Annotated in this window: 18 protein-coding genes and 1 other annotated feature (1 of these 19 running past the window's edge); of the genes, 1 reads left to right on the plus strand and 17 read right to left on the minus strand. The window is 52.9% G+C overall.

All coding sequences use genetic code 11. The features are described from left to right. Window positions 1-50: a binding site (T-box leader), on the plus strand (it extends 161 nt beyond the left edge of the window). Window positions 51-92: 42 nt separating this feature from the next. Next, window positions 93-1,796 (plus strand): proline--tRNA ligase, encoded by a 1,704-nt coding sequence (locus PKH29_01070; protein HNX13427.1) that lies wholly within the window; start codon window positions 93-95, stop codon window positions 1,794-1,796. A 193-nt stretch (window positions 1,797-1,989) separates the two neighbouring features. On the opposite strand, the gene PKH29_01075 is transcribed toward PKH29_01070, so the two are convergent. The 17 genes from PKH29_01075 to PKH29_01155 all read right to left on the minus strand — a co-directional run. Continuing rightward, entirely contained in the window at window positions 1,990-2,442 is a 453-nt protein-coding gene (locus PKH29_01075; GenBank protein HNX13428.1) for a ferritin-like domain-containing protein, read from the minus strand. 185 nt (window positions 2,443-2,627) lie between these two features. Further along, window positions 2,628-3,545, minus strand: a complete 918-nt coding sequence (gene prmA / locus PKH29_01080; GenBank protein HNX13429.1) for a 50S ribosomal protein L11 methyltransferase — start codon at window positions 3,543-3,545, stop codon at window positions 2,628-2,630. A gap of 149 nt (window positions 3,546-3,694) precedes the next feature. Further along, window positions 3,695-4,834: a molecular chaperone DnaJ gene (gene dnaJ / locus PKH29_01085; GenBank protein HNX13430.1), complete on the minus strand. Its 1,140-nt coding sequence runs from the start codon at window positions 4,832-4,834 to the stop codon at window positions 3,695-3,697. A gap of 70 nt (window positions 4,835-4,904) precedes the next feature. Continuing rightward, window positions 4,905-6,791: a molecular chaperone DnaK gene (dnaK, locus tag PKH29_01090; GenBank protein HNX13431.1), complete on the minus strand. Its 1,887-nt coding sequence runs from the start codon at window positions 6,789-6,791 to the stop codon at window positions 4,905-4,907. Window positions 6,792-6,829: 38 nt separating this feature from the next. Further along, complete coding sequence (gene grpE, locus PKH29_01095; protein HNX13432.1) at window positions 6,830-7,351, minus strand: nucleotide exchange factor GrpE; 522 nt, start codon at window positions 7,349-7,351, stop codon at window positions 6,830-6,832. Beyond that, window positions 7,344-8,369, minus strand: a complete 1,026-nt coding sequence (gene hrcA, locus PKH29_01100; GenBank protein HNX13433.1) for a heat-inducible transcriptional repressor HrcA — start codon at window positions 8,367-8,369, stop codon at window positions 7,344-7,346. Before hrcA ends, grpE begins: the two co-directional genes overlap by 8 nt. Window positions 8,370-8,489: 120 nt before the next feature. Then, on the minus strand, window positions 8,490-10,958 hold the full coding sequence (locus PKH29_01105; GenBank protein HNX13434.1) for an ATP-dependent Clp protease ATP-binding subunit: 2,469 nt from the start codon (window positions 10,956-10,958) through the stop codon (window positions 8,490-8,492). A 23-nt stretch (window positions 10,959-10,981) separates the two neighbouring features. Further along, entirely contained in the window at window positions 10,982-12,022 is a 1,041-nt protein-coding gene (locus tag PKH29_01110; GenBank protein HNX13435.1) for a protein arginine kinase, read from the minus strand. Between the two features lie 35 nt (window positions 12,023-12,057). Beyond that, the gene (locus tag PKH29_01115; protein ID HNX13436.1) at window positions 12,058-12,606 is read right to left on the minus strand and encodes a UvrB/UvrC motif-containing protein; all 549 of its coding nucleotides are present in this window, start codon (window positions 12,604-12,606) and stop codon (window positions 12,058-12,060) included. 8 nt (window positions 12,607-12,614) lie between these two features. Continuing rightward, window positions 12,615-13,073, minus strand: coding sequence for a CtsR family transcriptional regulator (locus PKH29_01120; GenBank protein HNX13437.1), 459 nt, complete (start codon window positions 13,071-13,073; stop codon window positions 12,615-12,617). A gap of 257 nt (window positions 13,074-13,330) precedes the next feature. Further along, entirely contained in the window at window positions 13,331-13,822 is a 492-nt protein-coding gene (locus PKH29_01125; GenBank protein HNX13438.1) for a hypothetical protein, read from the minus strand. Further along, window positions 13,819-15,573, minus strand: a complete 1,755-nt coding sequence (locus tag PKH29_01130; protein HNX13439.1) for a sugar phosphate nucleotidyltransferase — start codon at window positions 15,571-15,573, stop codon at window positions 13,819-13,821. The genes PKH29_01125 and PKH29_01130 overlap by 4 nt, the downstream gene beginning before the upstream one ends. A 68-nt stretch (window positions 15,574-15,641) precedes the next feature. Beyond that, window positions 15,642-16,583 (minus strand): leucine-rich repeat domain-containing protein, encoded by a 942-nt coding sequence (locus PKH29_01135; GenBank protein ID HNX13440.1) that lies wholly within the window; start codon window positions 16,581-16,583, stop codon window positions 15,642-15,644. Between the two features lie 26 nt (window positions 16,584-16,609). After that, window positions 16,610-17,224, minus strand: a complete 615-nt coding sequence (locus PKH29_01140) for a hypothetical protein (GenBank protein ID HNX13441.1) — start codon at window positions 17,222-17,224, stop codon at window positions 16,610-16,612. 117 nt (window positions 17,225-17,341) lie between these two features. Then, complete coding sequence (xylB, locus tag PKH29_01145; GenBank protein HNX13442.1) at window positions 17,342-18,865, minus strand: xylulokinase; 1,524 nt, start codon at window positions 18,863-18,865, stop codon at window positions 17,342-17,344. 270 nt (window positions 18,866-19,135) lie between these two features. Continuing rightward, window positions 19,136-21,049, minus strand: coding sequence for a hypothetical protein (locus PKH29_01150; GenBank protein HNX13443.1), 1,914 nt, complete (start codon window positions 21,047-21,049; stop codon window positions 19,136-19,138). A 384-nt stretch (window positions 21,050-21,433) separates the two neighbouring features. After that, on the minus strand, window positions 21,434-23,122 hold a 1,689-nt coding region (locus PKH29_01155), incomplete at its 5' end, for an ABC transporter substrate-binding protein (protein HNX13444.1).

Genomic DNA, 23,122 nt, shown 5'->3' on the forward strand with positions numbered 1-23,122 from the left:
CTATATGCGGTCACGAATTAGGTGGTACCGCGACATTGTTCGCCCTAAGCATTGACTTGGGGCGTTTTTGTTTATATGAAGGAGGAAACGCCATGAAACTCGAAAAACTGGTCGGAGACCGATACAAGGAGCGGCCCAACGGCTGCACCGCCGAAAGCCACGCACTCATGCTGCGCGGCGGTTATATGAAAGCCGTCGCAAGCGGTATCTATTCGGCATATCCGCCGTTACGCAGAATCACCCGCAAAATTGAGACCATCATCCGCGAGGAGATGGACGTTATCGGCGGTCAGGAGGTCACTTTCCCGGTCGTGATGCCCGCCTCGCTTTGGCAGGAGTCGGGCCGGTACGACAGCATCGGTGCGGAGATGGGGCGTTTTTGCGACCGCAGCGGCGCGGGGCTGGTGCTCGGCATGACCCATGAAGAGACCGCCGTCCAACTGGTGCGCGAATACGCCAACAGTTATACCAAATATCCGTTCATGATCTATCAGATTCAAACCAAATTCCGAGACGAAGCGCGCCCACGCGGCGGCTTAATCCGCGTGCGTGAGTTCACGATGAAAGACGCCTACTCCTTTCATACATCACAAGCCGACCTTGAAGAATTTTACGCCGCCTGCCATAAGGCGTATGAAAACATCTACCGCCGTGTCGGGCTGCCGGTCATCTCCGTCGCTGCGGACTCCGGCATGATGGGCGGCAGTATCTCACACGAGTTTATGTTTTTGACCCCCATCGGCGAAGACAGCATCGTGCTCTGTGACAACTGCGATTACAGCGCCAACCGCGAGGCGGCGGAATGCATCATTCAAAACGCCCCCGACCCGGTTTCGGAGAAACTGAAACCCATCCACACTCCCGGTGCGAAAACCATCGAAGATGTCTGCGCTTTTTTGAACCTGCCGAAAGAAAAGAGCTGTAAGGCAGTCGTTTATCAGTGTGAGGACGGCTCGCTCGTCGTGCTGTTTTTGCGCGGCGATATCGAAGTCAACGAGACCAAGCTGAGCAATTTTCTCGGCTGCGAAATCCGCCCCGCCGCGCTCGATGAAAACAACGCTCTCGCCGCCGGATACATCGGTCCTTACGGCTTAGCAGGTGATTGCACGGTGCTGTTCGACCGCTCTCTGATGAACACAAACAACCTCTGCTGCGGCGCAAACAAGCCCGAATACCACTATATCGGCCTCGACCTCGCCCGCGACCTCGGCACACCGGAATATCATGATTTCGCCAAAGCGATTGAAGGCGGCATCTGCCCCAAGTGCGGTCGAAAGACGCTCAAACTGTCCCGCGGTATCGAGGTCGGAAACATCTTTCAACTCGGCGACAAATACACCGAGACCATGGGCATGACTTACCTCGATCAAAACGGCGAGACAAAAACCCCGGTCATGGGCTGTTACGGTATCGGTGTCGGGCGGCTTGCCGCCTCGATCTGTGAGGCTCACCATGACGATTACGGCCCGATCTGGCCGCTTTCGGTCGCCCCGTGGCAGGTGCATCTCTGCGCCGTCCGCCCTGACGATCCAGCAGTTCGCAAAACCGCAGACGATCTTTATCAAGCCTTGCAAAACGCAGCCATCGAAGTGATTTACGACGACCGCCCGGTCAGCGCCGGAGCGATGTTCGCCGATGCCGATCTGCTAGGAGTTCCGCTGCGCGTCATCGTCAGCCCGCGCAATCTGCAAAACAACTGCGTCGAGCTGGTCACCCGCGACAAATCCCAACGCGTCACCCCGCCCGTCGAAGAAGCGGTTGAGACAATTCAGAACACCCTAAATAAATTGAAATAAACGATCTTTCACTTCTTACTCCATTTCTAAAGATTACTGTGCCGTAGTGCATCGGATTACATTCCGTAAAAAAACGGGCGGATAAACCGCCCGTTGATTTTTCAATTTCATGGATTTTTATGCTATACTGATTCCTGCCGGCCTGATATGAACATTGGCACAACCCGGAATCTATGCCCCGATCATTTTCTGTCTAGCGGCTGTCCGGTTTATTAAATCTATCCGGATTCAGCGTCGGAGCGAGCAGCATAGCCATCCAGATTCTCGCGTGGGCGTACTCGTCGCCCAGAATCGAGGTCAGAAGATACCTGATTTCATCATTCGGCGCGCAGATGGCGAGGCCGGCGTAGCGGGTGATGGCACCCAGTTCACCGTCAATTGCGGTCCTCACGTCAGCCGCAAAATTTCCGGTTGCTGACGGGCAATTCGGCGGGGTTGCAACCGGCGGCGGACAAATTCCCAACAGGGAGGCCTGTATGCGGGCATGACCGTACTCATCACCGACGATGCTGGTGATGAGTTCTTTCAGGATCGGGGTAGGCGCTTCATTTGCGATTTGCGCATAAAAGCCCGCATCGCAAATTTCGTCCAGAATAGACTCTTCGAGTTGACCCCGATAGTTTTGGCACAATTCAGTCGGACACATATTGATGACCCTTCTTTGTTATTTTTGCAAGGGAAGCGGCTGCCGCACCTTTCATAACAGGCACATGCAGTCCGCTATACAATATGTCAGATCGATTCAATACGTGTTATCGTTATTGACGGAAGTTCGTATCGTAATATTTACGATACGTAATATGTTCTAATTTTATCCCACGGGTATAATAATTATCTCCAAATCATTCTCATCCCGGTCCACCCGTTATCCGAGCGGCTGGTCTCGATGATAAACCCTTGTGCTTCAGCGGCTTTGGATACTCCGTCTGCATATCGATTAATGATTCCGCTGGTGATAAAAATTCCGCCCTTTTTAATTAGTTTCTTTACAGTCGGTAGAATCGCGATGATCACATCGGCCACGATGTTGGCAGCGACAATGTCAAATCCATTTCCGTATGATTCATCCGCCCCGCCTTGCTTTGCTTCGAAACGGTTTCCTAACCCGTTCAGTTCTGCATTATAGCGGCTCATTTTCACCGCAGCGGGGTCGATGTCAAAAGCGCGGGCTTCTTTTGCCCCCGCAAGCAGCGCGCCGATGGCCAAAATCCCGCTTCCGGTGCCGATATCGAGAAACCGTTCACCGCCTTTGACGCTTTCGCCGACCATTTCAAGGCACAGCCGCGTACTTTCGTGGGTTCCGGTGCCGAACGCCATGCCCGGATCGAGGGTTAATATGATCTCGCCGTCTTTTTTCTCATATTCCTCCCAGCAGGGCACGACTTTAAATTTGCCCGCCGTTACCGCGTGGTAATACTTTTTCCACGCCTCGCTCCAGTCATCCTCGACAATCTCGCGCTCACCGAAAGCAAAGCCGACGCCCGCATCGGAGAGGAGCGTTTTCAACTGCTCCTTCTTCTCTTCAATGTTTGCATCGGTATTAAAGTATAAATGAATCACAGCATGTTTGCGGTCTTTTTTCAAGAGCTCTTCGTCAATCAGCTTCATACCGGTGATTTGAAAGCACCCCTGCTCGAGGTCGGAATAGTCTTCGACATAAATCCCGCTGTCGGCGACCGCAACGGCGATATCCTGTGCGGTCTCAAGGTCTTTTTGCGCCACGGTCACGGTGATTTCAAAAAGCTGCATTTAATTAATCCTTTCGAATAGAGTATGACATACTGAGCGGCGAGGAGTTCGTCTAACCTCCCGTAATGCCGTTAACGGTATGATGTTACCGGGAGAGGGACCACCGTAGGCGGTGGAGAGGTTCCGGACTCACTGCTTCAATGACACTCTTATTTCCACTTTTTCTTCTTGTCTTTATCCGCCTGCGTGACGCCGCTGTCGAATTGCCGCAGCAGTTCCTGCTGCTGCGTGGTCAGCCTGGTCGGCACTTCGATGTTGAGCTTGATGTAGAGCGAACCCTTCCCGCGTCCGTGAACATCTGGAATACCCTTGTCTTTTACACGGAAGGTGTGCCCGAATTGGGTCCCTGCGGGAATTTTGAGCGAGATTTTCCCGTCAAGCGTCGGAACCATGACCTCCGCGCCGAGCGCCGCTTGCGCAAACGTGATGGTCAGCTCCTCCCAGAGGTCATTTCCGTCACGTTCGAAAATCGGATGCGGTCTGACAGACACGACAATCAAAAGATCGCCCGCCGGACCGCCGTTTGCGCCTGAATTTCCCTGCCCCCGAACCGTTACAACAGAGCCGTTGTCAACTCCGGCGGGGATATCCACCGAGATTTTATGAGTGCGCCGGATTCTGCCCTGACCGTTACACTTGGAACAGGGTTTTTCGATGGTCTTTCCGGTGCCGTTACACGAAGGGCAGGCTTTTGCGGTTTGTACCACCCCGAACGGAGTCTGCTGGGTGATGCGCACCTGGCCTCTTCCGCCGCACTGTGCACAAGTTTTCGGAGATGTCCCCGGCGCAGCGCCGGTACCTGCGCACTGGTCGCAGGCCTCGACTTTGCTGAACTCAACAGTTTTATTGCTGCCGGAAGCCGCCTCCTCAAAGGAGAGCATCACATGGGCCTCGATGTCGTTCCCGCGCATCGGGCCGCTCTGCGTCCTCCGGTTTCCGCCTCCGCCGAACCCGCCGAATCCGCCGAAAAAGCTCTCGAAGATGTCGCCGAGGTCGCCGTTAAAACTGCCCGCGCCGCCGGCAAACGGGTTATACCCACCCTGTCCGGCGCCGTAGTTCGGATCAACGCCCGCATGCCCGTATTGGTCATAACGCGCGCGTTTGTCCTTGTCGGACAAGATCTCATAAGCCTCGTTGATCTCCTTGAACTTCGACTCAGCGGTCTTGTCTCCGGGGTTCAGGTCGGGGTGATATTTTTTGGCGGCCTGCCGATAAGCCTTTTTTATGTCCTCATCGGACGCGCCTTTCTGCACGCCGAGAACTTCATAGAAATCCCGTTTGTCAGCCATGTTACGCTCCGTTACTCATATATGCCGCAGACCTTCCGGTCTGCGGCATAATTTATTTTATGATGAATGCTTATTTTTTACTGTCGTCGGTGACATCTTTATAATTGGCATCGTCGACAGTCCCGTCCCCGCCGTGCGGATTTCCGGCGTGCGAGGCATCGCCGTATGGGTTACCGCCCTGCGGTCCCTGATCGGCAGTGCCCTGTTGGTTCTGCTGTGTCTTTGCGGCTTCCTGATAGATGCGGGTTGAGACCTCATAGAACTTTTTCTGCAGTTCCTCGGTCGCTGCCTTGATCTTGTCGTTGTCCTCGCCTTTCAGTGTTTCTTTCAACGCATCAAGTTTTTCGTTCAGTGCTTTCTTTTCATCTTCGGTCAGCTTGTCGCCGAGTTCCTTGATGGTATTTTCGGTCTGATAAACAGCTTGTTCGCCGGCGTTTTTGATATCGATTGCCTCGCGGCGCTTCTTGTCCTGTTCGGCGAACATCTCGGCCTCTTTAACGGCTTTTTCGATGTCGGACTTAGACATATTGGTCGAGGACGTAATCGTCACCTGCTGCTGTTTGCCGGTGCCTAAATCTTTTGCCGAGACGTTGACAATACCGTTTGCGTCGATGTCGAACGTGACCTCGATCTGCGGTACACCTCTCGGAGCCGGTGCGATGCCGTCGAGATGGAATCTGCCCATGCTCTTGTTGTCGGCCGCCATCGGGCGCTCACCCTGCAGGACGTTGACTTCAACCGAAGTCTGGCCGTCTGCCGCCGTCGAGAAGATCTGGCTGCGCTTGACCGGAATCGTCGTGTTGCGTTCGATGAGCGGAGTGCAGACGCCGCCCATGGTCTCAATGCCGAGGGTCAGCGGAGTGACGTCGAGCAAAACCATACCCTTGACGTCGCCGGTCAGAACGCCGGCTTGAATGGATGCGCCGACCGCGACGCACTCGTCGGGGTTGATGCCTTTGAATGGCTCGGTGCCCATAAAGGATTTGACCAGATCGATGACTGCCGGGATACGGGTGGAACCGCCGACCATCAGTACCTTATGGATATCGGAGGGTTTTAAGCTCGCATCGGACAGCGCTTGCTTCATCGGACCCATGGTCTTGTCAAACAGATCGCTGTTCAGTTCGTTGAACTTGGCTCTGGTCAAAGTCAGATCGAGGTGTTTCGGGCCGGTCGCATCCGCCGTGATAAACGGCAGATTGATGTTGGATGTGGTCAGGCCTGAAAGTTCGATCTTGGCCTTTTCGGCGGCTTCTTTGAGCCGCTGCATTGCCATCTTATCACCCGACAGATCAATTCCGCTCTCACGTTTGAATTCTGCTACCATCCAGTTCATCACGCGTTCGTCGAAGTCGTCGCCGCCGAGACGGTTGTTGCCCGCAGTGGCCAAAACTTCCTGAACACCGTCGCCCATCTCGATGATTGAGACATCGAAGGTGCCGCCGCCGAGGTCATAGACCATGACTTTTTGGTCGTTTTCTTTATCGATGCCGTAGGCAAGTGCCGCGGCTGTCGGTTCGTTGATGATGCGCTTGACCTCAAGGCCGGCGATTCTGCCCGCATCTTTGGTGGCCTGGCGCTGTGCGTCGGTGAAGTAGGCCGGAACGGTGATGACCGCTTCGGTCACCTTGCCGCCGAGATAGGCTTCCGCATCGGTTTTGAGCTTTGTCAGAATCATTGCGGAGATCTCTTGCGGGGTATATTTTTTGCCGTCGATGTCGACGGTATAATCGCTGCCCATTTTACGTTTGATCGAGCTGATTGTGCGGTCAGGGTTCGAAATAGCCTGCCGCTTTGCGACTTGGCCGACCATGCGCTCGCCGGTTTTGGAGAAAGCGACGACCGACGGTGTCGTGCGCGCACCTTCGGCGTTGGCGATGACGACGGGCTCTCCGCCTTCCATGACCGCCACGCAGGAATTGGTTGTACCAAGGTCAATACCGATAACTTTTGACATAAATGTTGCCTCCCATGTAATTTTGAGTTGTTTATAAATTATTGATTGGTGACAGCGACTTGGGCGTGACGGATCACACGGTCGCCGATTTTATAGCCCTTTGCCAGTACGCAGCCCACGCAGCCCTCGGGCAGCTCGGGATTTTGCGTCTGCATCACGGCGTTGTGGAAGTTCGGGTCGAGCGGATCGCCGATTTTGGTCTCGATCTCGCCGACGCCGAGAGAATTCAATGCATCGCAGAATTGTTTCAGCGTCATCTCGACGCCCTTTTGAATCTGTGCGGCGTCACCGCCCGCAGATGATGCCCGCTCAAGATTATCGAGCACCGGGATCATCTTTCCGACCGTCATCGCGGTCACTTCGGAATAAATCGCTTCTTTTTCGCGGGTTGTGCGTTTCTTGTAATTATCAAATTCCGCCGCCGTTCTTAAGAGCATATCTTTGGCTTCGGCCAGTTCTGCGGTGAGTTTGTCAATCTCGGCTTGTTTCGAGGATTTTTTTAAATGTTTATGAGTGTCCTCCTCCGCTTTTTCCTCAGGTGTGACTTTTTCTTCATCCATCGGTTGTGTCTCCTCCGTTCTCTTGGTCTCGCAGGAGCTTCTCAACGCTGCGCGTGAAATATTCCAGCTCCGCAATCATATTTTTGTAATCGATCCTTATCGGAGCGATGATACCGAGTTTTGCGGGCGACTCCGGGTCGCCGTATTGGGAAGTAAGTAACGCTGAGCCGAACAGCTGCGGCAGGGGAATTTCGGGGCCGATCGCTACCCCGATGCCCGGGTTTCGGTTTTTGAGTAAATCGGCTAAAATCCGGTGATTGGCCAACATATGCAGCAGCTCGCGCAGTTGAACCGTGTCGTAATCGGGCAGTGCGAACAGATTTTGCTCACCTGCGAGATTGATCTCGGGCGCACCGAGCACCGAGATGGTCTCGGCCAATGCATCGGTGAATTCGGTCAGTTCAAACAGGTATTCGCCCTCGCGCATTCCGAGTGTCTGGATCAAAGCGGCGTTCAGGTCTCCGGCGGCAATTCCCGCAAAAGTCACCGATGCAGCTTGTGAAAAACGCTCTAGCGCGGCTTCGGACGGACGTCTTCTGCACCGCACCGGGCAGTTGGCGACTCTGCCGCTCTCGGTGACCGTAATCACCGTAAAGATTTGATCCGAGATCGGAATCACACGCACACAGGCGATCTTGTCGGCAGCTCGTTCTCTGGCTGATAAGGTCGGAAATCCGACCAGTTCCGATAACGCTTTCCCTGCATTCTTGCCGGGATTACTGTCGGCGGCGAGCTCTTTGACGGCTTCGTCGATCAGCTTTTTGCGTACCGGCGCAGAGCGTTTCCCCGTAATGCCGTCGACGTAAATCCGGTAAGCTTTGACGGTCGGGACGCGGCCCGCAGAGGTATGCGGCTGTTCGAGAAAACCCATATCGCACAATGCAGCCATTTCATTTCGGATTGTGGCGGAGGAGATGGTGTTGCCGAATGCCTCCGCAATTGCCTTTGAGCCGACCGGCTCGCCGGTATTGATATATTCCTCGACCACCGTCATCAGGATCGCAAGTTTTCTGTCCATCTGTCTTCACCGCCCTTTGTTAGCACTTATTTCTCGGGAGTGCTAAGTCCCATTTAATTTACCACTGCTGTTTGCGATTGTCAAGTATTTCAATGCAGGAGTGAACCGTGTTTACCCGTATCACAAGATACTTTTTACTTCCGCTCCGAACACCAGCTTCCCATCTTCCGAACTGCATTTTACAATGTCACCGGGTTTAAATTCGCCGGACAAAATGCCCTCCGCTACCCGGTCTTCGACTTCGTTTTGAATCACCCGCCGAATGGGTCTTGCGCCGTAAATCGGATCAAATCCGGCTTTCGCAATATTTTCAATCGCTCCGTCGGAAAAGTCGAGTGAAATACCGTTCTGCTCGGTTCTGGAGCAAAGGTTTTTGAGCATCAGACGGGCAATATCGCAGATTTGCGGTTCGGTCAGCCGGTCAAAGACGATAATATCGTCGACACGGTTCAAGAACTCAGGCCGGAACGCGCGTTTCAGCTCCTCCATGACCGCCTGTTTGAGATCGACCCGTTCGTCAACTTGGGTGAATCCGAGTGAGCGCTGTTTTTCAACCAATCGCGACGCGCCGACATTGGAAGTCATGATGATAACTGTGTTTCGAAAGTCGACTTTGCGCCCCTGCGAGTCGGTCAGGAAACCGTCTTCGAGTACTTGAAGCAGTATATTGAAAACATCAGGATGGGCTTTTTCAATTTCATCGAACAAAACCACGCTGTAGGGTTTCCGGCGAATTTTTTCGGTCAGCTGCCCGCCTTCTTCATATCCGACATAGCCGGGCGGCGAACCGATCATCTTGGAGACCGTATGCTTCTCCATATATTCGGACATATCCAGCCGGATCATCGCACGCTCGTCGCCGAATAACGACTGCGCAAGCGCTTTGCAGAGTTCGGTTTTGCCAACGCCGGTCGGACCGAGGAAGATGAAGGAGCCAATGGGACGGTTGGGGTCTTTGAGTCCGCTTCTGCCTCTTCGAATGGCCTTGGCAACCGCGGTAACCGCGGCTTCCTGCCCGATGATGCGCTCATGCAGACGGCCTTCGAGATTGATGAGCCGCTGCCCTTCTTCTTTGGTCAGTTCGGAAACCGGCACACCGGTCCAGCTGGAAACGATCGCCGCGATATCTTCCCGGTCGACCGAGAGTCTGGTCTCGGCGCGTTCGCGTTCCCAGTCGCCGCGCTTTTTATCCATCTCGGCATGCAGTCTCTTCTCGTCATCGCGCAGAGCGGCAGCACTTTCGAAGTTTTGCTGTTTGACCGCGTTCTTTTTTTCCTCTTCGATCATCTCGAGCTGTTGTTGAATCTGCTTGAGTTCGGGCGGTTCGGAAAGTCCCGCAAGCCGCACTTTTGAGGCGGCTTCGTCGATCAGGTCGATGGCCTTGTCGGGTAAAAACCGGTCGGCGACATAGCGCGTCGAGAGTTTAACCGCGGCTTCCAGCGCCCCATCGGTGATTTTGACTTTATGATGGGCTTCATAGCGGTTGCGAAGGCCCTTTAATATTTCAATCGAATCTTCCTGCGAGGGCTCGCCGACAGTTACGGGCTGGAAGCGGCGTTCGAGCGCCGCGTCCTTTTCAATGTGCTTTCGGTATTCGGACAGAGTCGTCGCGCCGATCACCTGCATTTCGCCTCTTGACAGAGCGGGTTTCAGGATGTTGGCGGCGTCCACCGAGCCCTCCGCCGCGCCCGCGCCGATAATGGTATGCAATTCGTCAATAAAGAGAATGATGTTGCCCTCTTTTTTGATCTCTTCCATCGCCTTCTTCAGGCGTTCCTCAAAGTCGCCGCGATACCGAGTCCCTGCGACCATTGCGCCCATATCCAGCGAAAAAATCCGCTTGTTTTTCAATTGATCGGGCAAAACACCCTCAATGATTTTTTGGGCAAGCCCCTCAATTACCGCGGTTTTGCCGACACCCGGTTCACCTACGAGGCAGGGATTGTTTTTGGTGCGGCGGGATAAAATCTGAATAATCCGCTGGACTTCCTGCTCACGCCCGATGACCGGGTCGAGTTTCCCCTCTTTTGCCGCCGCGGTCAGATCGCGTCCGAACTGTGCCAGCATCGGGGTGTTGCCGGTGGGTTTCCCCGAGGGATGTTCGTTGCTTCCGGCGGGAGGTTCCTCGCCGGAGTAGGGCTCCTGTTCGGGAGTGCCGCCGTTCTGCGCGAGTGCGCCGACAATGGTCTGCGGGTCGATGCCGAGTTTTTTCAAAATCGAAATTGCCATGTTGTCGCGCTCCGCACATAAAGCCAACAGCAGATATTCGGGCACTACATAATTTCCGCCCGAGTTTCGGGCGATGGTCATCGCGGCCTCGACGATATATTTGCTGCGCGGGGTCAGATCAGCCGGGCTGAGATTGGTCGGCATGCCTCTTCCGACGGCGGATCCGATGATCTCACCCACTTTTTCGGCCGTGATGCCGTTTTCGCCGAGCAGCTGCCCCGCATATCCGCTCTCGGGGCTCGCCAGCGCCGCCAGCAGATGCTCGCTGCCCACATAAGTGTGCCCCATCTGCATAGCCAGGTCGATCGCGGCGCTCATAACCTCGTTCGCTTTATTGTTAAATCCGCCGAAGACGTACATTTTAAATCTCCTTACAGTTACTTTTACGTTTGTTTTTCATTCATTATGTTTCGAACCGTCTCAGCCCGCAGTGAATCCCTTTCGGCAACTGTGAGTTTTTTTCCGCTCTTCGCTGCCAGGGTCGCGGGACCGGTCAGCGCAATCAGCTTGCCGGGCGCGCCGAGATCGATTTTCTCTCCTTTATAGACGCTGCAGGCAACACCGAGCCGAAGATACGAAGCCATTTCGATCGCCTCGTCGCCTGAAAGCATGCGCGCCGTGCGCAAAATGCCCAGCGAGCGCCAAATTTTATCCAGTACCTCCGGTTGAACGATCAGGCGTTTGCGTTCTTCCTCCTCGGTGGCGATGATCTGTCTGACCACCGTCGAGAGGTTATCGATTGCATTCTTTTCGGAAATGCCCAATGTGATTTGGTTCGAAATTTGGAAGAATCCGCCTTTGATGTCCGAGCCTTCGCCGTAGGCCCCGCGTACCGTGAAGCCGAGGCGCGAAACCGTCTCCGCCAACCGCCCGACCGTGCCGAACGCCAGCATCGCAGGTAAATGGAGCATCACCGAAGCACGCAGGCCGGTACCCAAATTTGTCGGACATTCGGTCAAATAGCCGAGCCGCTTGTCATAGGCGAATCCAAGCTGTTTATCGAGCATATCGTCGATCTCGTCGGCAATTGCATACGCGTTTTCAAGCTGTAAACCGGACGCAAGCGCCTGAATGCGGACGTGGTCTTCCTCGTTGATCATAATCGAGATCGAATGATCTTTGGATAAAATCAAAAATCCGCCTGCGCCCGCTTCCGCGAATTCGGGGCTGACAAGGCGCCTTTCCGCCAAAGAAAAAGCCGCCTCACCGTTGAGTTTTCCCATATCGATGATATCAAATTCCTCGGCTCGTTCACCGAATGCCCCTTTGAACCCGGCGATGACTTTTTCGGCCGCCTCGGTTTTATGTTTGACGTCGAGCAGCTGCGGGAACGGAATATCGCACAGATTTCGCGCAAGCCGGATGCGGGTCGAAATTACGACGGGCTCGTTTGCGCCGGCCTCGTTATACCATTTCTCTTTCATATCAAATCATTCCTTTCGAAGGGAATCAAATTCTGTCAAACAGATTCATTTTTTTCCAACGCTTTGATCTCGTCGCGTAAAGCCGCCGCCTGTTCATATTCCTGCGCAACGACCGCCTTGGCAAGACGCGCCTTGAGATCTTCGATTTTATCTTCTTTGGTCGGAACACGCGCAGACGAAGGTTTTTCATCCGCTTTTTTCTCCGTCTCGGAGGGTTCATCGGTCTTCGCCGCATTCTCTCTGACCGTACCGGCTTTTCCGACGTGTCCGGTTTTGCCGTGGATTTTTTGAAGCGTCGGGAGCAGCTGCGGGTAAAACTCCTCGTAGCAATTCGGGCAGCCGGCTTTTCCGGTGCGAGTAAAATCGGCGAATGTACTGCCGCAAACCTTGCATTTGGCTGCGGGATTTGTTCCGACAAAATCGGAAAAGATGCCGCCGAGCATGCTGCCGAAGACGCTGCCCATCGTGCCGAGTCCCTTTTTAGCTGCGCATTCGGCGCATAAATGCTGTACAGTCACGTGGCCGTTGATGTTTCTTGTGAGGGTCGTATTGGCCTCGTTTTTCTTGCAGTTCTCGCAAAGCATAGAAATGATCACTCCTTACTGCCGATCTTGATGAATAATTGTTTTGCGATGGATGCCCGCAGGACATCACGCATCTGCGGATCCGCGGGTTTTAACGCGTTGTCGCTGCAGGCTGCCAATATCAATTCGGCTTCCTGTACCGTCAACAGTCCGTTGAAACCGAGCGATTGTAAAATGGCGCATAAGCTCTGCATATCTACGGCATCCGCCAGCGAATTGACGATATGCATCAGCATCAGGTTTTTTTCGGAACTCACCCGCGTGATCCGAATATAACCGCCGCCGCCTCGTCTGCTGAGCACCACATATCCGTTTTCGGGTGTAAACCGGGAGGCGATGACATAGTTGATCTGACTCGGCACGCAGCCGATCAAAGCCGCCAAATTATTGCGTTGGATTTCGGTCTCACCGTCGGATTTCTCGAGAAGATCGAATATTTGTTTGGCGATCCTGTCGGACAGTGTCATCGTTTCGTCATCCTCTCATATCAAGGTTTGCCTTTGACTTACCTTGACCTTTATGGTGCTATTATACCTTCCCTGACCTTTAATTTTCAAGGTCAAATAAGGTCAGTGTGTTCTGCGCGAACACGATGGCTCGTATCCGCGCAGAACAACGGTCCCGTTTCTGACTTTATCTTCTTTTTTCTCTGTTTTTGATATTTTATCTTTAGATATTCTTGAATTATGAGGGATACTGCGCGGTTCGCGCTGTCCGTCAGAGGTCAAAGGTCCAGCCATTTCTGGAAATCCCCGCACAGTTCTCTTGCCACTTCGGTGCTTGCAGCCTCCGTGATGATTTTAATGGTTTTGCCGTCGGCTGAAGGGCGTACGGTGATCCAGCCCGCGCCGGTCGGCATCGCAACGCCGCGCTCTGTACGCACACCGCCGTCTCTGGCGAGCAATTTTCCGAGGATATGGGCGCTTCCGCCCTCGATGACGGTGTCCTCCGAATAGACGGCGACCTCGGGCAGAGATTCAGCAGCCCGCATCAGTTCACCGCTGTTTCCGGTGCAGGAAAGCGCATAAATCAATGCGCTGATGCCGTCGCATGACCATATGCAGGTCTCTCTGCAGGCGATCTGGCGGTAGACCCGCTTTCCGAACCGCTCGCCGATTTTTTCAAGCACCCTCGGCGCCGAATGCGTTACCACGACGTCTGCGCCGTTTTGAAAATCATATGCGGCGCAGACGGCAACAATCTGTTCATTTTTCAAAATAATTTCACCGCGCGGCTGATATTGGATTCGGTACCATCCGCAGTGAAATTGAAAGATGTGTCTCCGCCGCTTTTGCCGCCCAGCTGCATAAAAATCTTGGCTGCCGTTTCGGCAACGACGGAATTTTTGCAAAAAAAGCTGCCCGAAAAATCAATCACCCGATTCGGCAGAGACGAGATCAACCGATTCTCCCACAAAGCCGAAACCCCGGACATGATCTCCGGAAGCCGCACGATACCGCCTTTGGTCGGCGCCGCATTTCGTGATATCAGCGGCTCGATTTGTTTTTGAAGCGAATTCGGAATCGTTGCACCGACGAATTTGATCCCCTGGCCATACCCGCCGACCAAAATGCCCATTGCAGCCCCGCTTTCGGTGACCGCAAAGGACAATTGCCCGGCGAACATCACACCGGTGTCGTAGACCTGCCCGCCCTCAGCCAAAATTCCGGCGGTCAGCGCTTGCTTGTGGATATAAGAGGCGTTTAAGCCATCATCTGCGACACAGACGGGGCGGTCGCCGCAGGCAGTGACAAGCGCCTGCCCGAGCCGCAGGCAAAATTGAGGCGTAATTACGGTTCCGAGACGACCTGCAATCACGTTATCCCCGATCTCCGGTAATTGCGGTGCGGTTTTCTCGGGCGTTTCGACCATGATAGTCTCGTCCGGCACAACTTCAAATTCCTGCAAAACTACGCCTTCTCCGAGGACCGCATCGTCCCCGAGCAGCGACCGCGGCCCGATTACCGAACCGTTCGCTGCCGTCGCATTCCTTCCGATACCGCCTCCGTCACAGACTACGCAGCCGCGCGACAGTGAATTTTCTCCGATTACGGCTCCATCCATCATCACACAGCCGGACGTGCGCGCATGTGCGCCGATGATCACGTTATCACCGATGATCGAGTTTTCGCCGATCACAGCGCCGTCACCGATTCGGGCCCCTCTGCCGATATAGCAAGGCGCGTCAATTGAAAAATTACCCTTCGGTTTACCCTCCGAATAAATACATCCGGCGATACGCTCCCCCTCGACTTCGCACTCAACTTTACCGTTTATCAAATCACGCTGCGCTTCGACGAAAGACGTAATATCTCCGATATCGCGCCAATAACCGTCACTCCGATACGCATACAACGAGTTTTTCGTGACTAACGAAGGAAATACATCCCGGGAAAAATCAGAAAAAATGCCCGCTTTAATGCTTTTACAGCATAATCCGGACAAAATATAAATACCGGTGTTGGCCATATCGGTGAAGGCATCGCTCCACCCCGGTTTCTCCAAAAATCCGCGCACCTGCCCGTCCGTGCCGATATCGGCAAGACCGTATTCGCGCGGGTCGCTGACTCTGCGCGTGATGATTGTGGCATCCGCTCCTTTTTCCCGGTGATAAGCAATTGCTGTTGTCAAATCGATATCGCAAAGCGCGTCGCCGCTGATGACGATGAATTCTTCATCGATATCGCCGACCGCGCTCCTGACCCCACCGGCCGTGCCGAGCGGGGTCTTCTCGACAATAAAGTTCAATTTTATTCCTGCAAAGGTTCCGTTTTTAAAGTGTTCGATGATCTTCTCGGACTGATACCCGAGCGTCAGCCAGGCCTCATTTACCCCGTGTTTTTCGAGCAGTTTGAGGATATATTCCAGTACCGGCTTTCCGCAGAGCTTGAGCATCGGTTTGGGCATATCCGCTGTCAGCGGCCTCAGCCGCCTGCCCTCGCCGCCCGCCATGATAACCGCTTTCATAAATAAACAAACCTCCCGTGTTTTCGGTATTATTTCCGAAACACGGGAGGTTTATGACTTGATGAAAATCAGTGCAGCGTGCAAATCACCTTGCCGCTTGCAATTTCGACGAGATTTTTGCCGTCCATTTTATAATAAGTATTATCGGGGCTTACGGTGATTTTTGAGAGTTTCTCACAGCCTTCGAACGCGGTCGGATCGATCGAATTGATTGATTTAGTCACATTGATACTCTTCAGGTGTTTACAGTCAGAGAAGCTTCCGGCGCTGTATTGATAGACATTTTCCGGAAATTCAAGATTCTCGGCTGCACAGCCTGCGAAGGCATAAGATCCGATAAACTCAAGCTCCGAAGAGAATGTAATGCTTTTCAACGACGTACAGCCGGAAAAACAATCCTTCAGAATTGCAAGCGGGTAACCTCCTGAAAAAGTCACGCTCTCCAGTGCTGTGCAATCCTTGAAAGACCCGGTAGACATCGCAACCACATCGCCGCCGACCGTGACTTTTTTCAATGCGGTGCAGCCGGTGAAGGCATATTCGCCGATCCCCGTCACGCCGTCCTCGACTACGAGCTCGTTGATGTCGGTGTTGTTTTGATAAGCATAAGTTTCGACTTCCTCGATCATTGAAGGTACGGTCAACCGTACAAACCGACCGTCGTTCAACCGGTTGAGCGCGGTAATTTTCTCGTCTTGATAAGTGATCGCATAATTCTCCTCGATGTGGAGAATCTCGTTTTCAAAGGTCAGTCTGCAGGTATACACGGTTTGGCCCTGCTTGTCTTTCGCCGCTTTTTCGGTCTTGACGGCAGTCAAGGAGAGCATTTGCGCATACATGTCCTTTTCGATGGCTTTGATCGAATCGGGCATCATGTTTTCGTAATATCCGGCAGTTTTAAGGTCTTTTTTCAGCCGATCGGGTTCGGGACCCTTTACGGCGCAGCCGGAGAGCACGAGCCCCGCGCACAAAAGCAGAATGCTCAGTGAAAGGGAGACGGTTTTTTTCATAAGTTCACTACATTTCTTTTACGATTTTATTTTCCGTTAACAAGGCGGTCCATAACCGTGTTGAACAGTTCTTTGTCGCCTTCGTCTCCGGTATAGGAACGGAAGGTCACACGATAGACAATGTCATCGTCGAGCATATAGTATTGATACAGATACACTGTCGAACTGTTCTCCGATAATTGACGAACGACGCATTTGCCGCGCATATTGGAAAGGCCGATATCCGCGGTCGAAGAAATTTTCCCGTTGGACGTATCTTTATCACCCGGGACATCCGGCAGTTCCTGTGTGTCCGAGAGCATGACCGGCGCCAATACCTCGCAGACGATGCGCCCGGAATTATCCGTAAAAGTAACGCTGTCTTCCGCTGCGGTCCACTCCGGCGGCATCCAAAGCGAATACCGGACTGCGATCGGATCGCTTAATGATTTGAATTTTACCCAGTCTGCGGTTGATTTTGCATTCAGTTCAAATGTTATTGCCGCAAAATCGTCTCCGATTGCAGAAGCGGGCTGCGACGACAGCGATAACTGCGATGAGGAAGACACTGCCGACGTCACGGACGTGCTCGCTTTTTTGCCGCAGCCCGCCGCAGCGGCCGGTATCAGCAATGCAAGCAGAATTATCAGTGTTTTTTTCATAGTTGATCACCCCTTCTTTATGTTGCTCCGCGGTCCTTTTCATCTGCGAAACACCGTGTCCGGATTGCTCCGAACACTGTTCTTTTTCCCTTTTCTGCCTTTATTGCATGCGCCTCTTCAGCGTTTTTCTATCTCAGCCAGTTCTTTATAATTTTTTTCAAGAGACCGATAAATACGTTGGTATAATCCGTAAAACGAACTGTACTTCGCGGTGTTTCCCGGATTCGGCAAAATCGAGGCGCAATCATGCACCGCTGCCTCACAAGCCTCCGGAATCGATTTGTAAATCCCGCTTCCGACGCCCGCAAGCAGAGCAACGCCCAACGCGGGGCCTTCATCCGTGACTAATGTCCGAAGCTCGCAGTCAAAACAATCTGCGATAATCTGTTTCCAGAGCGCGCTTTTTGCCCCTCCGCCCGCCACCCGTACAAAGTCCGTCTTGATACCGAGGTCACGGATAATCGACAGCGAATCGCACAGTGAAAACGCAACGCCTTCAAGTACCGAGCGAATCATCTCCGCTCTTCCGTGCGCAGCCGAAAGCCCAAAGAAAACACCCCGGCAATCGGGGTTGCGGTGCGGAGTGCGCTCCCCCATCAGATAAGGCAGATAAATCAATCCATCCGCCCCTGCCGGCACTTTTTCCGCCATTTTGTCCATTAAATAATACGGGTCAACCTTCATCGAGCCCGCGGTTGAAATAACGTCTGTGAAAAAATTATCGCGCAGCCATTTCAACGAAAGCCCTGAGGCCTGCGCAACGCCCATCACGTGCCAGGTGTCGGGAATCGCATGGCAGAGCGTATGAATGCGCCCTTTCGGATCGACGAGCGGCTTATCCGCAACCGCGAAAACCACGCCCGAAGACCCCAACGCACAGCTGGCCGCACCGCTTTTTACAATGCCGCTTCCGATCGCTCCGGCGGCTTGATCGCCTCCTCCCCCCGCTACCGGCGTTCCGATCTCAAGTCCGGTCCGTTCGGCAGCTTTCTTGTTGACTTTTCCGCTGATCACGATTGATTCGAATACTTTCGGGAGCATTTTTTCGTCTATCTCAAGCGCTTTCAGCAGTCTTTCGCTCCATCTGCGCTTCGGAACATCGAGCAGCTGCATCCCGCCCGCGTCACTGACTTCTGTTGCGAATTCGCCGGTCAGCATATATCGGATATAATCTTTGGGCAGCATGATTTTAGAAACTTTCGCCCAAACCTGTGGCTCGTTTTCTTTGACCCAAAGGATTTTCGCCGCAGTAAAACCGGTCAACGCCGGATTTGCGGTGATTTCAATCAACGCTTTTTCACCGAGCAGCTCATTCAGCTCTTCGGCCTGCGCGCCGGTTCTCTGGTCGCACCAGATGATGCTGCGGCGCATAACCCTGTCCTCTTTGTCAAGCAGCACCAAACCGTGCATCTGTCCCGAAAGACCGACTCCGTCGATTTCTTTCGTATCTATGCCGGCTGTCGCTTTTTTTACGGTTTCACCGACAGCATTCCACCAGTCGGCGGGATCCTGCTCCGCCCATCCGTTTTTCGGCTGATAAAGCGGGTATTCGGCGCTTGCCGATGCAGCGGGTTTTCCGTCATGGGTAAATAAAACGGTTTTCGTGGCGGAAGTCCCTATGTCAATTCCGAGCAAATACATGCGATCTCCCCGTTCTGTAATGTCATTTTTCCTCTATGATTATACTTGATCTTTCATAAAAATGCAAACCGTACCGGATGCCGTATCCTTCGCGGCATTCCTTTTATTTATACCGCCGGCATATGATGTTTTTATGTCGGGTATACAGACCACGCTGAACTTTTTTCCTTTTCGATCTTTTTATGATTTTAATTCATTCAAAAATAAGAGAGCCCGGAAAAAACCGGGCTCTCTTGATGCCATTTAATTCAGTGATGGGCTGCAGGGTTATCAGGTGTAGGACTGATAATCGTTGACCCAGCCCCAAACCTGGTTGACTTCTTTCAGGACTTTGTCGCCGCCGACGGCAGACATGCTCTTCTTATAGGTCGCGAAGAGTTTGTCAACCGTAATGGTGGTCTTCATAAATCCGTCAAAGATGAAGGAGGTCTGGTAGGAAATAATCTCGCCGGAATGCTTGACATAGGTCGGAGAGTAGTTCTGAGCGGCTTTGTAGCCTTCCTGCAGGAGGATGGTACGGCCCGCAGCGATGGCGGCTTGCGTCATCGAGGAGTTATAAGCAATAACAGCTTTTTGTCTTGCAAGAGCAGCTGTCTTGTTTGCGCCTTCGTTGAAGATGATATAGTTCTTGGCCGGGTAGAGGTCTGTCTCAACAAAGGTCGTGATGTTGGCGTTCAGATAATAAGTTTTCTTGGCTTCATCAAAGTATTTGCGGGTGTAGGAGCCGTCGGATTCTTTTACGAATGCTTTGCCGAGCAGGTTCTGCCACTGCTCAAACCAGGCGTCTTCGGAAGAGAAGCAAAGATCGACGAAGAAGTTGATGGTTTCCGCCGGCTGCGGAGTTCCGACCATCAGGCAGTAGCCGTTCGCACCTGCGGTGTTGGCATACAGGCCTTTGGTCTTTTTGCCGACGAGCTGAGTATCAACCCAGGTATCTTCGTTCATCTTGATCCATTCGGTGAAGCCGTCACCGATCAAATCAGCGTTGCTTGTGCCGTATTTGTCAATCAACAGTTTGTTGACCGTATACTGGCCCTGATCACGGAATCTCGCCTGATACAGGCAGAAGGAACCGATTTTGGCGGTCGCAAGCTGGTTGCGCATATCCGAGAAACCGCTGTCAAACGTGGATTTCGGGCAATAGCCGTTCGCATAGAAGTAACGGACAAATTCGATTGCCTGTCTGGCGCCTTCTCTCAGAAGAGCGTCTTCGAAGCAGTTTGTATCGGGGTTATAGGTATAGCCCATTGAGGAGTTCGGGTCGAAGATGAATGCATCAAACGCAGTGAAGATATTCCAGGTGGAATAGAAGTCGCCGCCGAAGATGATCGGAACGACGCCGGTCACGCCCAGTTCGGAGCTTCTCTTGCCGAATGCGGTGATGATGTCTTTGAAAGTGCTGACGTCAAGGGTATATCCGACATCTGCAAAGCCCAGCTTGTGCAGCCAGTCGTTGCGGATGCCCTGTGTCCACATGCCCATTGACGTGCCGCTCAGACCCGCGTTCCATCCGGACGGAACCGCCCAAAGCTGATTGCCGATCTTATAAAGATCGCGCATCGCCTGCGGCAGTTTGTTCCAGGTCGCGTTGCCCTTGAGGTATTCATCCAACGGATAAATAGCGCCTTCATTGTACCAAGCGAATAAGTAGGACCAACCGTAGTGCTGAACAACGCCGGTCAGTTCGCCTGCAGCCAGACGAGCCTGATAAACGGTTCCGACTTCGGTCTTGGTGATGCAGTCCTCATGAATCTTGACGCCGTATCTGGCGCTCAGAGTTTCATCCCAAAGTTTTTTCTGCTCCAGGTTTTCCGTTGAATCACCGAAGTGCATCTCTTCAACGATTGTAAGAGCCTGGGGGAGACCGTAGTTCGGGTTGGAACCGATCTTGGTCGCTCCGGTGGAAGCCTTGGAGGAGGTCGCTTTCGACGATGTGGTGGCTGTCGACGTAGTCGAGGTCACGGATGTCGCGACGGAACTTGCCGGCACGGAGGATGCGGCCGACGGGACGGAGGAAACGACCGATGACGCGACGGAAGACTGTGCGGCGACGGAAGATTCGACCGACGCTGCGACAGATGATGCTGCCACCGACGAGGTCTCGCTGCTGGTTGTCGTGCAAGCCGCGAACATCGTGATTGTCATGACGAGCGCAAGCAGGACGACGAGTACCTTTTTCTTCATGCGTAAAATCTCCTTTCAAAATTTGAGGCGATACGCCCCAGATTGACACGATTGTAACATAATTTGTTAATTAATGAAAGAGATGCCTTTAATAACTTAGCAAAGTCCTATTTTATCTTTTTAATATCCAATATCAATTAGTTAAAACAACATGTTATCTATACTATATTTGTGCATATTGGACAATATGATTTCAAATTTATTAATCCATCTTTCTCCTTTTATGATTCCGTATGACGGATTAAGTTACACTTTGTGCCTTATTTTTGAATATTTTCCCCTTTCTGTGCCTTTTATAAATTCATTATATAAATAAAAAAGAGAGCCCGGTAAAACACCGGGCTCTCTCAAAGACATCTGGATTAAGCGGTTGGTTTTCGGCTATCAGGTGTAGGACTGATAATCGTTGACCCAGCCCCAAGCCTGGTTGGCTTCTTTCAGGACTTTGTCGCCGCCGACGGCTGCCATGTTCTTCTTATAGGTTGCGAAGAGCTTGTCAACCGTGATGCTGGTCTTCATGAATCCGTCATAGACGAAGGAGTTCTGGTAGGAAATAATTTCGCCGGAGTGCTTGGCATAGGTCGGAGAGTAGTTCTGAGCGGCCTTGTAGCCTTCGGGCAGAATGATGACACGGCCCGCTGCGATGGCGGCCTGGGTCATTGCGGAGTTGTAAGCGATGATGGCCTTTGTTCTCTTCAGAGCGACTTCTTTGTTTGCGCCCTGGTTATAGACGAGATACTTGGAAGCCGGATAGAGTTCGGTCTCGACAACGCCGACGAGGTTGGAGTCGAGGTAGAACACCTTTTTGGCTTCGTCAAAGTATTTACGGGTGAAAGTGCCGTCAGCTTCTCTGACGATCGCTTTGTCAAGCAGGTTGAATCTCGCTTCGAGCCAGGCATTCTCGGAGGAATACATCAGGTCGACGAAGAAGTTGATGGTTTCAGCCGGCTGCGGAGTGCCGACCATCAGGCAGTAGCCGCCTGCGCCTGCGGTGTTGGCATACAGACCTTTGGTCTTGTTGCCGACCAGCTGGGTATCAATCCATGTGCTTTCCCAAAGGTTAAGCCACTCGGTGTAACCGTCGCCGATCAAATCAAAGTTTGTTGTGCCGTATTTGGCAGTAGCAAGAGTGTTGATTGTGTAACCGCCCTGTGCGAATCTGCCCTGATACAGGCAGAAGGAGCCGACCTTGGCTGACGCGAGCTGGTTGCGCATATCCGAGAAGCCGCTGTCAAATGTGGATTTCGGGGTATATCCGTTTGCATAGAAGTAACGGACATATTCGATTGCCTGTCTGGCGCCGGCTCTCAGAAGAGCGTCTTCCATGCAGTTCGTGTCGGGGTTATAGGTATAGCCCGCCGAGGAGTTCGGATCGAAGATGAATGCGTCAAACGCAGTGAATACATTCCAGGTGGAATATAAGTCGCCGCCGAAGAGGATCGGAATGATGCCGGTGACGCCCAGTTCGGAGCTTCTCTTGCCGAATGCGGTGATAATGTCTTTGAAGGTGCTGACGTCAAGGGTATAGCCGATATCCGCAAGACCGAGTTTCTTCACCCAGTCAGCGCGGATGGCCTGGGTCCACATGCCCATCGATGTGCCTGTCAGACCTGCGTTCCAGCCGTTCGGGACTGCCCAGATCTGGTTGCCGATCTTATAAACTTCGCGGGCCGCTTTCGGCAGCATGTTCCAGGTTTTATTGTTCTTGAGGTATTCGTCCAGCGGATAGACAGCGTTTTCGTTGTACCATGCGAACATATAGGACCAACCGTAGTTGTAAACAACGCCGGTCAGTTCGCCTGCGGCCAGACGAGCCGAATAAACGGTTCCGACCTCGGTCTTGGTGATGCAGTCCTCATGGATCTTGACGCCGTATCTGGCGCTCAGAGTTTCTTCCCAAAGCTTCTTTTGCTCCAGGTTTTCCGTGGAATCGCCGAAATGCATTTCCTGGACGATTGTGATCGCCTGGGGCAGATTCGGATAATCCGGGTTGGAACCGATCTTGGAGGTTCCGGCAGCCGTAGACGTCTTGGAGGACGTCGCTTTTGAAGACGCGGCTGTGGAAACAACCGA

The organism is Oscillospiraceae bacterium (genome assembly GCA_035353335.1).
Lineage (GTDB): Bacteria > Bacillota > Clostridia > Oscillospirales > JAKOTC01 > DAOPZJ01.

Bases quoted from the DNA above. Each gene is read 5' to 3' on its own strand.
- PKH29_01105 (HNX13434.1), bottom strand. From the start codon at position 10,958: ATGTACGTCTTCGGCGGATTTAACAATAAAGCGAACGAGGTTATGAGC.
- PKH29_01075 (HNX13428.1), bottom strand. From the start codon at position 2,442: ATGTGTCCGACTGAATTGTGCCAAAACTATCGGGGTCAACTCGAAGAG.
- PKH29_01150 (HNX13443.1), bottom strand. From the start codon at position 21,049: ATGAAGAAAAAGGTACTCGTCGTCCTGCTTGCGCTCGTCATGACAATC.
- grpE (HNX13432.1), bottom strand. From the start codon at position 7,351: ATGGATGAAGAAAAAGTCACACCTGAGGAAAAAGCGGAGGAGGACACT.
- hrcA (HNX13433.1), bottom strand. From the start codon at position 8,369: ATGGACAGAAAACTTGCGATCCTGATGACGGTGGTCGAGGAATATATC.
- PKH29_01130 (HNX13439.1), bottom strand. From the start codon at position 15,573: ATGAAAGCGGTTATCATGGCGGGCGGCGAGGGCAGGCGGCTGAGGCCG.
- xylB (HNX13442.1), bottom strand. From the start codon at position 18,865: ATGTATTTGCTCGGAATTGACATAGGGACTTCCGCCACGAAAACCGTT.
- PKH29_01115 (HNX13436.1), bottom strand. From the start codon at position 12,606: ATGCTTTGCGAGAACTGCAAGAAAAACGAGGCCAATACGACCCTCACA.
- PKH29_01135 (HNX13440.1), bottom strand. From the start codon at position 16,583: ATGAAAAAAACCGTCTCCCTTTCACTGAGCATTCTGCTTTTGTGCGCG.
- PKH29_01120 (HNX13437.1), bottom strand. From the start codon at position 13,073: ATGACACTGTCCGACAGGATCGCCAAACAAATATTCGATCTTCTCGAG.
- PKH29_01140 (HNX13441.1), bottom strand. From the start codon at position 17,224: ATGAAAAAAACACTGATAATTCTGCTTGCATTGCTGATACCGGCCGCT.
- dnaK (HNX13431.1), bottom strand. From the start codon at position 6,791: ATGTCAAAAGTTATCGGTATTGACCTTGGTACAACCAATTCCTGCGTG.
- PKH29_01070 (HNX13427.1), top strand. From the start codon at position 93: ATGAAACTCGAAAAACTGGTCGGAGACCGATACAAGGAGCGGCCCAAC.
- dnaJ (HNX13430.1), bottom strand. From the start codon at position 4,834: ATGGCTGACAAACGGGATTTCTATGAAGTTCTCGGCGTGCAGAAAGGC.
- prmA (HNX13429.1), bottom strand. From the start codon at position 3,545: ATGCAGCTTTTTGAAATCACCGTGACCGTGGCGCAAAAAGACCTTGAG.
- PKH29_01110 (HNX13435.1), bottom strand. From the start codon at position 12,022: ATGAAAGAGAAATGGTATAACGAGGCCGGCGCAAACGAGCCCGTCGTA.